We start from the raw sequence: 14,951 nt of genomic DNA, 5'->3' as shown, positions 1-14,951 counted from the left end.
TTTATAAAATTTCAAAGCATCATCGAAAAGATTATGCCGAATATGATCAGCGGGATATTAAAGAAAATAAAGGTCGGCACGCAGGTATCCCACATATGGCTATGCTCGCCGTCGATATTCAGCCCCACGGTAGGCCCGAGCGTGCTATCGCTCGCAGGCGAGCCTGCATCGCCGATACCCGCAGCCACGCCGATGATAAAGATCGTCGCCGCCGTGCTAAAGCCAAGCTGCGCGGCTAGCGGGCAATATATCGTAGCGATGATAGGGATCGTGCCGAAGCTCGAGCCGATACCCATCGTCACCAGCAGTCCGATGCCGATCATCAGCAGCGCACCGCCTAGCTTGCCGCCGCTTAAAGTGCTCGCTACGTGCACCAGCTCGTTCACGCCGCCGGTTTCTTTTAAGATCGTGCCGTATCCTGCGGCGATCAGCATCAAAAACGCGATATAGCCCATCATATGCACGCCCTCGTCAAATACATTATCGAGCTTCTTCCACTCGATGCCTTTGCTCACAAGCATTACTAAAATTCCGCTAAGCGCGGCAAACGGAAGGGATTTGATCCAAATTTGCACCGCGAAGCACACCGCGATACCCGCTAGCGCACCCCATTCGCGCATACCCATCCTAAGCTCGCTAAAATGTGCGTCCAGGCTCTGTTTGGTTTCGGCATACTCCCTCGGCTTGCGGTAGTAGATCACGGCCAGGATGAGGCCCACGAGCATCGGCACGGCGCTTAGCCACATCACGCTTGATATGTCGCCAAGGCTTACCGCGATGCCGTTTGCGTTCATATTTTTTTCGATTAGCCCCATAAAGATAAGTCCAAATCCCAGCGGCAGCGCCATATACGGCGTCTGCAAGCCGAACGTCAGCGCGCACGCTACGGCGCGGCGGTCGATCTTTAGCGAGTTCATGATCTTGACTAACGGCGGGATCAAAATCGGGATAAAGGCGATATGCACGGGGATTAAATTTTGTGAGAAGCACGCAAAAAAGGCGATCGAAAAGATAAAGACGTATTTTTTGTCGCTGATTAAATTTGCCACCGCGCGCACCAAGATCGCCGTTAAGTTCGTCTTTGAGATCGCGCTTGCGATGACGCCTAACAGCAGATATGAAAGCGCGGTTTCTAAATTTCCGCCCATACCGAGGCTACCGGCGTTTTCAGGGTTGCCGTTTATGAATAAATTTATGGCATCGCCCAGCGGGATATTGCTTGAGAGCACGGCGCATATCGTGCCGATTAGGATCGCGAGCATTACGTTGCACCTCAGCAAGCATAGCGCGCACATCACACAGATACTGATAAATACGGGATTGGTAAGCATCGTTTGCCTTTTTTGGAATTTTTGCAATTATATAGAATTTAGGGCTAAATTTTGCTAAAATCGCGCAAAAAATCGGCTAGGACAGCGATGAAATATTTTTACTCCTCTTTTGTAGTAAGCCTAATTGCGCTTGCTATCGCGTTTTATATCGGCGGTGCGGGTGCCGCTTATATCTGCGCACTTTTGTGCGCACTCGAAATCAGCCTTAGCTTCGACAACGCCGTAGTCAATGCCAAGGTGCTAAAAGATATGGCGCCGGTGTGGCAGAGCAGATTTATCCTCTGGGGCATTCCGATCGCGGTTTTTGGCATGAGGTTTTTATTCCCCGTGCTAATAGTCGCGGCTAGCGCGCATCTGGGTCTTTGGGAAACCCTCGTGCTAGCGCTTAAGCAGCCGCACCGCTACCATGAAATTTTAAGCGAGAACGAGGCGCAAATTTATGTTTTCGGGGGCGCTTTTTTGCTGATGGTCTTTTGCGATTTTTTCTTCGATGCGCAGCGCGAGCTACACTGGCTGGGCATAATCGAAAATAACGGGCTCGTGCGATTTTTAAAGCGCATTCCAAACGTGCCCACGCTGATCGCTCTAGCCGCGGGGCTCGTGCTGCTTGCTAAAATGGGCTCGGCTACGCTCGGCGCGGCGTATTTCGGCGCGATCCTGCTCTATCTGCTCATCTCCTGCTTCGACCGCCTTTTCGGCACGGACGGCGTAAAAAACGGTCTCGCGGGCTTTTTGTATTTAGAAACTCTGGACGCGAGCTTTAGCTTCGACGGCGTGATCGGCGCGTTTGCGCTAAGCGATAATATCTTCATCATTATGCTGGGGCTAGGTGCTGGCGCGATGTTCGTGCGCTCCATCACGCTGTATCTCATCGCTCGCGGCACGCTGTCGCACTTCGCGTATCTGGAGCACGGCGCGCACTATGCTATCGCGTGTTTGGCGTTTATAATGTTTGCCAAGCTGAAATTTGAAGTAAGCGAGATCATAACGGGCACCGTGGGGATCTTATTCATCGCGCTATCGCTCCTTTCGTCGGTGCTTTACAACCGCCGCAACAAACGCAAACTAATCGAAACGATCGCGGGAAACAACGAGTAAAAGCCCGAAATGTGGGATAAATTTTATTAAAATTTCATCCGTTAAGCGGGTTTAAGATTTTTTATGCTATTTTTGCGACCTATTTCGATCAAAAGGCGAGAGATGATAAATTTACCGAAAAATTGCGTGGTTTTTACCTATCCGAAAATGGGCGACAGCGGCAAATTTCTGCCCGCAGAGTTGCGTGATGCGGCGGGGCTTACGGGCTGCACGCTTCAATGCAAGGCCTATGAGAGCGCGCTTGCGCAGATAAAAGCCCTCGGCTTTGAGCTTATCGCCGTAGGCAGCATGGGCGAGGCGGGCACGAGCGAGTTTAAGCGCGCTACGGGCGCCTCGTTTGAGTTCATAAACGACAAAAAATTCGAGCTTGAAGCGCCGCTTGGGCTCGAAACCTTCACTACCGGCGATGGGAAGAAATTTTACCACCGCCAAACCCTGATTTTTCGAGGCGGCAAAGAGATAAAGCGCTTTAGCCGCATCGCTGAACCCGAGCAGGACGCACAAAACGTACTCGCGGCGCTAAAGAGCCTGTGATCGATCGCTTCGGCGCCGCACTTTAAATTTCGCGCTTTAAACGCGTTGCGACATAGAGCTGAAATTTAAGGCGAAGCGTATTTCTCTTAAATTCAGCATTTTTAATTAAAATGGCGCGAAATTTAACGGAGGCTGGTATGAAAAAATTTCTATTTTTGGCGCTACTTTGCGCACTTGCGGCAAACTGCGGCGAGAGCGCGCCAGCGGATAAAGCTTCTGCGGCGGGCAAAACGGACAAAACAACGAGTATCGGCGAAACTGCCACGCAAAACGCGCGCTTTATAAAGAGCGGCGGAGCAAGCGCCGGCTCGCAAAGCAGCGCCGATGCGGTCATCCAAACGGACGGAATTTCACGGGCGGATCTGCAAAGCTGCATCGTAAAAAGCGACGAAGGCTCCTGCGAGCGCGTCACGCGTGGTCTGAAAAGCGGCTGCGAACGAAAAGATCAGCTGTCGTGCTTTTTCTACGCAGATGCGCTAGGGCGGGGCTTGGGCGTGGAGAAGGACGTCGTGGCGTCGTTTGAACTTTTTCGCGAGCAGTGCGATGCCGGCAGTAGCGAAGCTTGCTACGAGCTGTCGGTCAAATATCTACAAGGAATCGGCACCCCTCAAAGCTTTGAGCTCTCGGGGAAAGCGCTAGATAAAGCGTGTAAAATGCACAACAAGCGCGCCTGCGCGGTGCTCGATCTGCTGCCGAAAAATTAGCGCGGCAGAGGCGATAAAATTCCAAGCTTCGATCGCAAATAAGGCGCGTGAGCCTTTTAAATTTTAGCGGGCAACGGGTACAGCGCGATGAGGCGGTAAATCGAAGCGTGCGAGCGGATAAACGAAAAAGGAGTAAAGATGAAAGCTTTAAAGCTTGCGCTGGCTGCGGCGCTGGCGCTTAGTTTGGCAAGCGCGGGCAGCGAAGCCAAAGAGTTTAAATTTAGCGGCGCAAAAACCAGCGCGCTTTTAGCAAAATGCAGCAAAAAGGACGCCGCCGCATGCTACGAAGCGGCGATGAGATACGAGCTGGGCGGTCGCGGCGTCGTGCGAAACCGCCTCAAAGCGCAGGGCTTTTTCGCAGATGCGTGCGAGCTCGCCACCCTCGCCGAGCGGAAGCAGGGAGATAAAATGGGCGGCGCAGGCGGGCGCGCGATGAGCGATCTGCGCGAGCGAGCCTGTCTAGGCAACGCCGCGGCGCTGGAGAGCTTTGCGAGCGGGCAGTGCCGTAGCCTCGTGATATACGACGAGCTTTGCGAAGGCGGCTCGCAGGAGGCATGCGACAATCTGGCGCGGATGAAGCGCGAAGGCTGGGCGCCCAAGGAGAGCTGCAGCGATGAGATAGTCGCAAAATTCGGCGACGGCAAGCCGCAGAGATGAAATTTTGCCCTATTTTGCGGCGATAGAGTTTAAAATTTTGCAAGTATAAAATTTGCCGAAATTTTATAAAGCTCGACCGAAAATGGTAACAAGGCGGGCTAAATTTTAAATTCTAAAACGCGTTTAAATTTGTGTCTTAAGCGTTGTCAATTTTTGGGCTCAGCAGAGATTAGAATTTGCGCGGCAATGCTCTTTGAATTAAAAATCTCGTGTAACGGCTGAAGCTACAATTTTAAGAACTAGAATTTAAACAAAATCTGCAATCTATCCGTGACGATGATATAATTTTTAGAATTTTGCAAGCGTAAAATATCAAAATTTTGCGTATCTACGTCGAGTCGCCCCCAAAAAAAGCGCGAAATCTGAAATTTTAAACCGCCGTCTTGTGCGAAGAGGCAAGAATTCCAGACAGGGGGAATTTCAATTAATGCGGAATTAAAATCCAAGCGCGGCGTGCAAAGGCGTGCACCGCAAGTGATGCAATTTCAAATATGAGTTCAAGGCTCGCTAGACGCGGAATTTGAACGCCACGAGCGATAAATTTCAAAACATCTATTTTAAAATTACAAGTTGGGGATTTAAATTTGAGTGCGGCGAGCGATTAAATTGCAAAAGGAAGCTTAAATTTAAATATCGCAGCTCATAAATTATGCGTAAATTTTGCGCCTAAATTCCGCAAGATTTGGTGTGAGATAAGCGTTTAATGATATCGTAGCTAGATCATTAACCAAGCTTCAATCACGCTTAAAATCCTATTTACCGAGCGCTCGCGCAAGCGGGTATTGCAAACCGCCGAAGCAAAAAAAGCCTAATCGGAAGCGTTTGCGGCGTATCCCAACCGACCGCACCCCCCATATTTTGCTCTATAGCCTAGCTCGTGCACGAAATTTTAGATTTTGAAATTTAGCGCAAAAATATTATAATTTTGCCCAAATCACGGCTAGGACGGAAAATGAACTCACGCGTGCAAAACGAATATCTAAAATCAAAAATTATGAGCGCCGAGAAAGCCTGCGAACTGATCCCAAATGGCGCATCGGTGGGCTTTAGCGGCTTTGTTGGGGCGGGCTGCGCACTAGCGCTGCCGCAGGCTCTGGCGCAACGAGCGACAACGCTGCACAAAAAAGGCGAGCCCTATCAAATCGAAATTTTTACGGGCGCATCGACCGATCTGCTTTTAGACGGAGTTTTGGCAAAAGCAGGTGCCGTGAGCTTTCGCGCGCCGTTTTTTACGGATGCCGATATGCGCCGTGCGATAAATAGCGGCGCCGTACGATACACGGACGTGCATCTATCAAGCCTTGCCGCGCAGCTTAAAGCTGGCTTTTTTCCACATCTAAACTTTGCCGTGATCGAAGTAGTGGCGATTAAAGAAAGCGGCGAGCTCGTGCCGTCCACATCGCTAGGCAACAACCAAGCCTGGCTCGATATCGCCGATCGCGTTATTTTAGAAGTGAATTACTATCAGCCGCTTGAGCTGGAGGGTATTCACGACGTTACGGATCTGCGCCTACCTCCGCACGCTGCGGATCTGCCGATCAAGCACGTAGGCGATCGCGTAGGCAGCCTCTATATGCATGTAGATCCTGCCAAAGTAATCGCTGTCATAGAGGCTAGGACGCATGATCGCGTCAATAATTTTACCGCCGTGGATGAAATTTCAAGTGCGATCGGGCGCAACGTCGTAAAATTCTTAAAAAACGAGGAAGCTTGCGGCAGACTTCCCGCAAAGAAGCTACTGCCGCTACAATCGGGCATCGGCAACGTCGCTAACGCCGTGCTTAGCTCACTACAAAATGCTGGCTACCAAGGGCTGCAGTGCTACTCCGAGGTGATCCAAGACGGCATGCTAGATCTCATCAAAAGAGGCGTCGTAGGCACTGCAAGTGCCACGGCGCTATCGCTTAGCCCCGCAGGTGTCGAGGAATTTCAAAAAAACATCGATTTCTACCGCAAGCACATTATACTGCGTTCGCAAGATGTCTCCAACTCGCCAGCGCTCATCAGAAAGCTCGGCGTCGTATCGATGAATGGCATGCTAGAGGCGGACATCTACGGCAACGTAAACTCCACTAACGTCATGGGTTCGCAGATGAAAAACGGTATTGGCGGTAGCGGTGACTTCGCTCGCAACGGATATTTGTCGCTATTTTTGAGCCCATCGCTCGCTAAAGGCGGCGCAATCAGCGCTATCGTGCCATTCGTGAGCCACGTCGATCATACTGAGCACGACACTCAAGTCATCATCACCGAATACGGCATCGCCGATCTGCGTGGTAAATGCCCTCGTGAGCGGGCTCGCGCGATGATAAGTATCGCACATCCCACTTACCAAGACGCACTGAAAGATTATTTCGAGCGGGCATGTGCGCAGCCCTGTGCTGGGCATACTCCGCACATCCTAAGCGAGGCGCTGTCGTGGCATCAAAGATTTAAGGATACGGGGAGCATGAAGGCTTGGAGCGAATTTGCTTGAGCTAATGCGCTAAAGCCTAAAGCTTAAACCCATTTTTGCTGAAGCGGGAAGTTTGCACTTAAAAATTCCGCCTGCATTTGAAAGCTCTATCGTTATTTAGAGCGAGGCGCACTAAAATTTTATTTTGTAAAGCTCGCGCGAAATGTTATAAAACGAATAGATCGAAATTTGCGCCGTAAAATTTTAAAATTTGCAGGCGGATTTAAGGTGCGGAATTTAAAATTTTATCGCTACGGAATTTTAAAATTTAGCCCTAAATTTGCAGTTCGCGCATTTTAAATTTTAAAATTCTACGGCTTAGAATTTTAAAATTTTGAACTTCGCAAAATTTCATCCATAAATCCGCTATTAAATTTTAAATTTAGCTCTCACTTCATTTGCCACGCGTAAGCTTTTTTGGCAATTTAGCTATAAGGCGCACCATAAGTTCGCGATAAAACCGCGTAGTATTTGCCAAGATAAATTTCGTATGAATTAAAGCGGCGGCTTGCTAAAACAGAATTTATCGCCTTACGAAGACGATCTTTGGCTCGTAAATTTAAAAAGGCGGGTCATAAGGCTGCGGCGAGATGAGATTAGAATTTTATCCTCGAAGGCTCCATCGGCCTGCTGTAGAAGTAGCCCTGCATATATTTAATTCCCATCTCTTCTAAGATGATTGAAATTTCGTGGTTTTCTACGTATTCGGCGATGAGCTCGTAGCCCTGCTTGCGCGCGAAGTTAGCGATCGTTTCGACGATGGCGCGCGAGTTTTTGTCGTTTGCGATGTTTTTGATGAGCGCTCCGTCGATCTTTATATAATCCACGTCGAGCGTTAAAATTCTATAGTAGTTGGAGTATCCGCTGCCAAAATCGTCTATCGCGACCTTGCAGCCGTAGTTTTTGGCTACGGCGATGAAGCTGCGTAGACTCTCGTAATCGTCGAATTCCTCGCTTTCTAAAATTTCAATAAATAAATTTGAAGCATTTGGGCTGGATGCGAGCTTGCGCTCTAAAAGTTCCTTGATACCTTCGTTTGCGATGTCAAAATATGAAAGATTTATGCTAAAGCAAGTCCCTGCGAAGCGGTCTAGCAAGCGAAAGGCTTCGTTTATTACGACCTGAGTTAGCGGGATGTAGAGCGAGGTTTGCTTTGCGATGTCGATAAACTCACCCGGGCAGCGCGTCTTGCCCGAGCGGTCGATTAGGCGGATTAGAATTTCATATACTAAGGGAACATAATCACCGCCCTCGGTGCCGTATGTGTTGCCGGTAGGATCGCGGTGAGTAATATCAAATATGGGCTGAACGAGTACAAAGACTTGATTTTTCTTGATCGCGTTTTGAATGGTGTTGATCATAATCTGGTTTTGCAGATATTTTTCCTCAATCGCATTTGGGCGCGAGTAAAAGCCCACGTGCTCGTTTTTGCTCTGCGCCTCATACATCGCCATAACCGCCTGAAAGACCCTATTTGCGCCGCCCGCTACGTCGGCACGCTCGCTTACGCCCATCGTGATATTTAAAGGCGCGGAGGCAAAGCCCTCGGTCGTATGGAGATTAAAAACCTTGTCGGTGAAATATTTGTTTATGATCTCCACGTCGCGCGCGACATTTAGTCCCTCGTAAAATAGGCAAAACTCATCCGATTGGATGCGAAAGATACTGGCTTTGATCTCGTGCGATTCGATACACATCGCAAGCGTACGCGCAAAGGAGCGCAGAATTTCATTCGTCGTCTCCGCCTTGTAAAAAAGCCGTAAATTTGCAAAATTTACGATAGTGATGTAGATCGCTACGCCCGTTTTTTCGGCGTTTATTAGCTCGTATAGCGCTGCTTCGTTGCCCTGGCCCGTAAGATGATCGATATAGACTTGATTGTTTAAGCTCTCCTTCGCGCTCGCAAGAGCTAGCTTCATAATCTCGCGCTCGCCGATATCATGAGCGTAAAGCGCATATAGCGGCGGCTTGGATGCAGCGGCGATATTTGCTAGCCTTAGGCTCACATCGGCTAGTTCGCCGTTTTTACGAAGCAGGCGCGTATCTTTGGCGCTTTTATTTACCATCGCAGGAAGTTCGATCCCTTTATCTTTGGGCATCAAAACTCCAAGATCGCTTCCTTCCAGCTCGCTTTGTTCGTAGCCGCTTAAGCTAAGCGCGCTTTTATTAGCGTATAAAATTTTAAAGTTTTGATCTGCTAAAACTATCGCTTCGCCTGCTTGTTCGCATAGTGCGTGATAGGGCGCGAGGGCGCGTTTACTACGCAAAGCATCGGAATTTATGATGTAAGTAAGCAGTAAAAACGACAAAAACACCGCCGTGTAAAGCATCGTCATTTGCATAAACGAGCCGTAAAATTCCTCGCTAGCGTAAGAAAATCGCTCGCGCAGGCTTGCGAAGCGCTCGTTGAGCAACGAGAGATTATCGCTTACAATGATATTTTGCCGCTCGAAATTCCTTAAAATTTGCCGCGCAATTCCTATAAACGCAGCTTCGTCGGGGCTTGACGCATCTGCGCTTTCTAGCGCACTTTTTAAAGCAGAGATCTCGGAGCGATTTTTATAGTTAAGCCCTAAAATTTGAGAGTAGAGATTTGCTCTTTGCGCATTTGCGCCACTGGATAAAAATTTTTGCTGCAGACTTTGAAAAAGGATTAAATTCTGCGAATTTAAAGCCCCAAGCTCGTCCAAAAGTGAAATTTTATCGCTAAAAGCGCTTCCGATCGCGCGCACATCGCTGCTAAGTCCAATTTTATCGATGATTTTGTCTTTTTGTAGAGCTTGCAGCACCTGATAGATGCCGCGCATATCGGCATTTGCAATCGAAAAGTCCCTTCTTGCGATCTTTGCATCAAATAATATATTTAAGCGGTTATCGGCGTTATCGATCAAAGCTAGCTCGCGCGAAATCGTGCTAAATCTCGCTACATCTCTTAGCGACGAGAAATAATTCCCGGCGATGATTATGCCTAATATCATAATCCCCACCATCAAAGTCCACATTATCTTATCTTTCATCCTGCGCCTCCGTCATCTCGCCCTTAAGTGTAGCTAAAAAGCTCATCAAAGCATCAAGCTCCCCATCGCTAAGATCGTATTTTAGCAGATCCTTTGCAATCTGCCGCACCGCAAGACGCAAATCCGTCTGCCCGTTTACGTAAGGCGCGGTTTGCGTGATATTGCGCAAGCTAGGCACGCGGCGCAACTCAAATCCATCGGAAGTGAGCCTGTGTCTAGGCGCATCCTCCTCTTCTACGCTTGGGCGAATTTTAGTAAAGCTGCCGGTGCCTAGGCTAACGCCGTTATGACATGCCGAGCACAGCCGCACAAAAAGCACATATCCGTTATATTCGGCATCATTTAGCTTAACCTCGCCGCGCAAAAATCGGTCAAATTTGGAATTTATCGCCGTTTTGGACTTTAAAAATTCCGCCAGCGCATCAATGAAGTTCGCCATATTCGCCTCGCCGTAAGCACTTTCAAAAGCCTGCTTGTAGGCTAAATTCTTCCTAATAAGCTCTAAAATTTTATCTTCGCTCGCATTAAGCTCGTTCGTGCCAAAGACCGACGCTGCGATCCGCGCTTCAAAGCCCGCGAAATTATAATCGCCTAAGTAGCGGTCAAAATAATAAGAATTTATGAGCGTAGGCACGCGTCCATCGCGCACCGAAGCACCCGAATCGTTTAGATAGAAGTTGTGGCAACTTTCGCAGGAGCGGCCTTTGCTGCTAAATCTTACGTCAGTAAAAATTTTTGCGCCCAGCCGCGCCTTTTGCGGGTCGTATTTAGGCATCTCAAGCGGCGAGAAAAGATTGCCGCAAAGCCCCAAAAGCGGCGCCAGGCTAAATATAAAACAGCTTAAAACTCGCTTCGATCTCATCGCTTATCATCCCGCCTTTAGCCCGCTTTTTTAAAAGCTCCTCGATCTCGCGCTCACTGGCCTTCGCGCCGTCCATATGTAGGTGCCATGCGGCGTTTTGCACAGCTTCTTGCAGGCTGCGTTTTTGCTCGCGCTTTTCAGTTAAAATTTCGCTTTTAAATTTGATGTCGCGCGTCTTTAGTAGCGCCTCGAACTTTTCGGCGGCGGTAGCAAGTCTTTTATGCCCCGTGCCAAAGCGCTCAAAAAGCGGCGCAAGCATCGATGAATTGCGCTCGCTCGCCCAGTTTAGATAAATTTTTCGCTCGCCTAAAGCCAAAAACGCCTCAAAATCCTCCGTGCTCTTCAGTGCAGGGCTCATCGTAAGAAACGCGATATCAAAAACTGCGGGAATTTTAAAATTTTCGCTCTCGCGGGTTTTGCTCGCAGAATTTTTAAAATTTAAAGCCTGTGCGGCGCTTTCTTGGGTTTGCGCGTTTGAAATTTTACTCTGCGAACGCGGATAAATTTTAAAATTTTCGCCCACCGCGTCTGCAAAACCATCGCGGCTAAGCCGCTCGCAAAACTCCGCAAAGCTTAAATTTAATACGTTTTGCAAGCTAATGCCAAACTCCTGCGCGCTACGCCTTAGCTCGCGCAGCATCCCCTCCGAGCTATCGATCGCCGTAACCTTGGCGCCCAGCGACGCGAGATACAGCGAGTAAACCCCCGTGCCGGCGCCCACGTCTAGCACGCTTTTGCCAGCAAAGCTCACGCCCCAGCCGCGCAATATCTCAAACACCCGCTTGCCAAAATCCCCTAGCTCGCCGCTAAATTTAGCGTAACTTTCGGACTTTTTATCCCAGTTATTTTCATCTGATTTTTCGCCGATTTTCTCCACCGCTAGCCTTTAAATTTTTTGTAATAATAGCAAAATTTGGCAATTTTTCCGAATTTGGGCTATAATAAATACTTTCAAAATCTAGGCGAAAGGGCGTTCATGGCGGACGTGACGATAAGAAATTTAAACTTTGCTTACGAAAAACGCGAAATTTTAAAAGATATAAACCTAAGCTACGAGCTGCGCGATTTTTTAGCGATTTTCGGGCCCAACGGCGGCGGCAAAAGCACCCTTTTGAAGCTGCTTTTGGGGCTGCTGCGACCAAGCTCGGGCACGATCGAAATTTTAGGCAGATCGCCCGCGCTTGCCAGGGCGCAAATGGGCTACGTGCCGCAATTCATCGCGATAAACAAAAGCTTTCCCATAAGCGTGCTCGAAGTCGTTTTAATGGGGCTGATAGATAAGAAAATTTTCGGCTTTTACTCTAAATCCGAGCGCGAGCAAGCCATGCAAGCCCTGGAGCGCGTAGGCATGCAGAGCTTAGCAGGCTGCCGTATCAGCGAGCTTAGCGGCGGACAAAGACAGCGCGTTTACATCGCGCGGGCGCTGTGCGCGAAGGCTAAAATTTTACTTCTCGATGAGCCGTTAGCGAGCATCGATACGATGGGGCAGGTTCAAATTTACGAGCTTTTAAAATCCCTAAACGAGAGCGGCTGCGGCATAATTCTAATCAGCCACGATGTGCAGCTTGCGCTAAACTACGCAAACCGCGCGCTTTACGTCGCAAACGGCTCGGCGCACACTCATGAGATCGATCCGGGAGGCAGAGCGGAATTTTTAGATCACCTGCGACGCGAGCACGGACACTTCTGCGCCGTCGATCTCGCGCTTAACGAATGCTGCTGCAAGGAGGGCGAAAATGGCTGAAATTTTATCTTACGATTTCATGCGAAACGCCCTACTTGGCGGACTTTTGGTCAGTATAGTCTGCGGCGTCGTAGGCTCTTTAGTCGTGATAAATCGCATGAGCTTCATAGCAGGCGGCATCGCGCACGGCGCATACGGCGGCATCGGCATCGCGCTATTTTTAGGCATCTCGCCCGTACTGGGAGCTAGCGTATTTGCGCTGTTTTTGGGGCTGCTAATCGCCTACGTCACGCTACGAAATACCGAGCGCTTCGACGCCGTAATCGGCGCGATATGGGCGTTTGGAATGGCGCTGGGGATAATCTTCGCCGATCTCACGCCCGGATACAAATCCGATCTGATGAGCTTTTTATTCGGCTCGATCTTAGCGATAAATCATGAAAATTTAATCTTCATCGGCATTTGCGGCGCGGCATTTGCGGCGCTTACGGCATGCTTTTACAGACAGTTTTTGGCGATCAGCTTCGATAAGGAATTCGCCCTGCTGCGCGGAGTGAATACGAGCGTCTTTTACTACGTCCTCGTAGTGATGGCGAGCCTCGCGGTGGTCGCATCGATTCAGATCGTAGGACTAATCTTGGTGATCTCGCTGATGACGATCCCGCCTTTCATCGCCGAAAAAATTTCAAAAAACTTAGGCTCGATGATGGCGATAAGCTGCGCGCTATCGGCGCTTTTCTGCGCGGCGGGGCTTGTTTTGAGCTTTAAGCTCAATCTAACCAGCGGCGCCTCGATAATCCTAGTCGCCTCGGTCTGTTTTTTCGCAAGCTCGATCTTTAGCAAACTTCGCGCCTAAAAGCCAACCCAGCTCGCTAAGCAGGATACCTGCGAGTATCAGCGTCGCGCCTAAAATTTGAAGCGCGCTTAGCTTTTCGCCGAAAGCATACCCCATTATGCCAGCGCTTACGGGCTCCAGCGCGAAAATAAGCACCGTTTTTATCTCGCTTACGCCGCGGTTTTGCGCCATCGTTTGGATCACAAACGCCGCGACGGTAGCAAAGATCGAGGTCAAAACCAGCGCGAAAACGAAATCAAAACTCGGCGAAAAGATCAAATTTCCAAGTACTCTTATCTCGCCTTCAAACTGCGCGTGAGGAGTGAAAACCGCCGCGATCAGCGCGCAGACGCAGACGCAGATAAACTGCACGATCACAAAGCCGTAGAGATTGCTTTTGCGCGCGCAGACGCCGGTAAAGACGATGTGAAGCGCGTATGCAAACGCCGAAACTAGCGTCAGCCGCTCGCCTATGCCAAATCCCACCGCGCCGCTTGCTCCGCTTAAAAAATACAACCCAAAAAGCGCCACGACTGCGCCGCCAAAGGCGCTCGCACCGACCTTTTTACCGAAAAACACAAGCATCAAAAAGGGCACGATGACGACGTTGAGCCCCAAAATAAACGCCACCGTCGATGATAGCGCATAATCAAGCGCTATGGTCTGGCACGAAAAATCGCAAAATAGCATCAGCCCGCAAAACACGCCCCGCCCTATCGTGCCGCGGTCAAATTTGATGCCGAAGCGCAGGCAGGCGAGGTAGGTAAAAATGCTCGCCGCCAAAAAGCGCCAAAACAAAAAGCTAAAAACGTCGCCGCTATGCAGCGCGCGCTGAACCGGCACGAAGGTACAGCCCCAAACGATCGCTACGAAAAGCAGCCCCAGATCCCACAGCCTGCTAGGCGGAACGGGGTTTTGCGCGCGGTTTTGCGCGGAACTAGAATTTTGCCCGAAACTCTGCGCGGAATTCGAGCTTTGCGTAAAGGCAGAATTTTGCGCGGCAGCAGGGCTCTGCGTAGAATTCGAGCTTTGCGCGAAATCGAAATTCTGCGCGGAATTTAAGCTTCGAGCAGAGCTAGAATTCTCTGCCGAATTAGATTTCTTCGCGAAATTCCGCGCCTCAAAATTTTTCAATCCAAACCCCTGCAGCGCTTGAGCGAAGCCGTGGCCCTTTGCAATGATATCGGTAAAATTTTTCTTTGAGCGTCGCATGTGAGCGGCGACATGGCTTTTTGCGGAGCTTAAATTTGGATCGTCTACGACGCTTGCACGGCTTAGCGAACTCGCGCTATTTGCGCCGTTGCAAGTAAAATTTTCCGCACAATTTAATATAAAATTTCGTTTGAAATTTCTTGCGGAATTTTCGCAAGGATTTATTGTGGGGGCTTTTGCGGAATTTAAAGCTTTATTTTCGGCGCAGTTCAGAATTTGCGCAGAGTTTAAATTTGGCACAAGAGCCGCAAAATTTAAAGTAACTTTTTTTTCGATATTTCTGACGCGCGGAGCGGAATAGGGCGCTACGAGACTGTGCACGGCAAAACCGACCGAGGCACGATTGCGTGCGGCGAAACCAGCCGAAGTGGGATAAAATTTTAAATTTCGCACGCTGATAAAATTTAACTCGGCAGTCGCATCTTTAAATTTAAAATTTCTTTTGAAGCGGGAAGCTGGAGCGAAATTTATCACACCGCCAGGCGCTGTGTCTTTCACACGCTTGCACGTCTGATTTGAGATAAAATTTAAAGCGGATTTTGAATTAAAATTTTCCGCGAGC

12 protein-coding genes are annotated in these 14,951 nt (G+C 49.3%); 7 read left to right on the top strand and 5 right to left on the bottom strand.

From position 1 onward, the window contains the following. Nucleotides 1-11: 11 nt before the first annotated feature. Nucleotides 12-1,331 carry a Na+/H+ antiporter NhaC family protein gene (locus Q0198_RS08545; protein ID WP_297896990.1) on the bottom strand — a complete coding sequence of 440 codons (1,320 nt, stop codon included), beginning with the start codon at nt 1,329-1,331 and terminating at the stop codon, nt 12-14. 87 nt (nt 1,332-1,418) lie between these two features. Between Q0198_RS08545 and Q0198_RS08540 the strand changes: the two genes are divergently transcribed. The 5 genes from Q0198_RS08540 (at nt 1,419) to Q0198_RS08520 (ending at nt 6,800) form a co-directional block, all read left to right on the top strand. Next, nucleotides 1,419-2,429: a DUF475 domain-containing protein gene (locus Q0198_RS08540; RefSeq protein WP_297896988.1), complete on the top strand. Its 1,011-nt coding sequence runs from the start codon at nt 1,419-1,421 to the stop codon at nt 2,427-2,429. Between the two features lie 102 nt (nt 2,430-2,531). Continuing rightward, complete coding sequence (locus tag Q0198_RS08535; RefSeq protein WP_297896986.1) at nt 2,532-2,963, top strand: redoxin; 432 nt, start codon at nt 2,532-2,534, stop codon at nt 2,961-2,963. A gap of 137 nt (nt 2,964-3,100) precedes the next feature. Then, entirely contained in the window at nt 3,101-3,667 is a 567-nt protein-coding gene (locus Q0198_RS08530; protein ID WP_297896983.1) for a sel1 repeat family protein, read from the top strand. 138 nt (nt 3,668-3,805) lie between these two features. Then, complete coding sequence (locus Q0198_RS08525) at nt 3,806-4,324, top strand: hypothetical protein (protein WP_297896981.1); 519 nt, start codon at nt 3,806-3,808, stop codon at nt 4,322-4,324. 952 nt (nt 4,325-5,276) lie between these two features. After that, the gene (locus tag Q0198_RS08520; protein ID WP_297896978.1) at nt 5,277-6,800 is read left to right on the top strand and encodes a succinate CoA transferase; all 1,524 of its coding nucleotides are present in this window, start codon (nt 5,277-5,279) and stop codon (nt 6,798-6,800) included. Between the two features lie 575 nt (nt 6,801-7,375). Here Q0198_RS08520 and Q0198_RS08515 read toward each other — a convergent pair. The 3 genes from Q0198_RS08515 to Q0198_RS08505 are packed head-to-tail and all read right to left on the bottom strand — an operon-like array spanning nt 7,376 to nt 11,535. Next, nucleotides 7,376-9,796, bottom strand: coding sequence for a GGDEF domain-containing phosphodiesterase (locus tag Q0198_RS08515; RefSeq protein ID WP_297896975.1), 2,421 nt, complete (start codon nt 9,794-9,796; stop codon nt 7,376-7,378). After that, on the bottom strand, nt 9,786-10,658 hold the full coding sequence (locus Q0198_RS08510; RefSeq protein ID WP_297896974.1) for a cytochrome c peroxidase: 873 nt from the start codon (nt 10,656-10,658) through the stop codon (nt 9,786-9,788). Before Q0198_RS08510 ends, Q0198_RS08515 begins: the two co-directional genes overlap by 11 nt. Then, entirely contained in the window at nt 10,621-11,535 is a 915-nt protein-coding gene (locus Q0198_RS08505) for a class I SAM-dependent methyltransferase (protein ID WP_297896972.1), read from the bottom strand. The genes Q0198_RS08510 and Q0198_RS08505 overlap by 38 nt, the downstream gene beginning before the upstream one ends. 99 nt (nt 11,536-11,634) lie before the next feature. On the opposite strand from Q0198_RS08505, the gene Q0198_RS08500 reads away from it, so the two are divergent. Together Q0198_RS08500 and Q0198_RS08495 are read left to right on the top strand one after the other, a co-directional pair. After that, nucleotides 11,635-12,402 carry an ABC transporter ATP-binding protein gene (locus tag Q0198_RS08500; RefSeq protein ID WP_297897044.1) on the top strand — a complete coding sequence of 256 codons (768 nt, stop codon included), beginning with the start codon at nt 11,635-11,637 and terminating at the stop codon, nt 12,400-12,402. Further along, entirely contained in the window at nt 12,395-13,198 is an 804-nt protein-coding gene (locus Q0198_RS08495; protein ID WP_297880970.1) for a metal ABC transporter permease, read from the top strand. Before Q0198_RS08500 ends, Q0198_RS08495 begins: the two co-directional genes overlap by 8 nt. Here Q0198_RS08495 and Q0198_RS08490 read toward each other — a convergent pair. Continuing rightward, the gene (locus Q0198_RS08490; protein WP_297896969.1) at nt 13,142-14,887 is read right to left on the bottom strand and encodes a DMT family transporter; all 1,746 of its coding nucleotides are present in this window, start codon (nt 14,885-14,887) and stop codon (nt 13,142-13,144) included. The genes Q0198_RS08495 and Q0198_RS08490 overlap by 57 nt on opposite strands. Between the last annotated feature and the right edge of the window lie 64 nt (nt 14,888-14,951).

This window comes from uncultured Campylobacter sp., assembly GCF_938045205.1.
In the GTDB taxonomy this organism is placed as follows: domain Bacteria; phylum Campylobacterota; class Campylobacteria; order Campylobacterales; family Campylobacteraceae; genus Campylobacter_B.
This window is presented reverse-complemented; position numbering and strand designations above follow the sequence as displayed.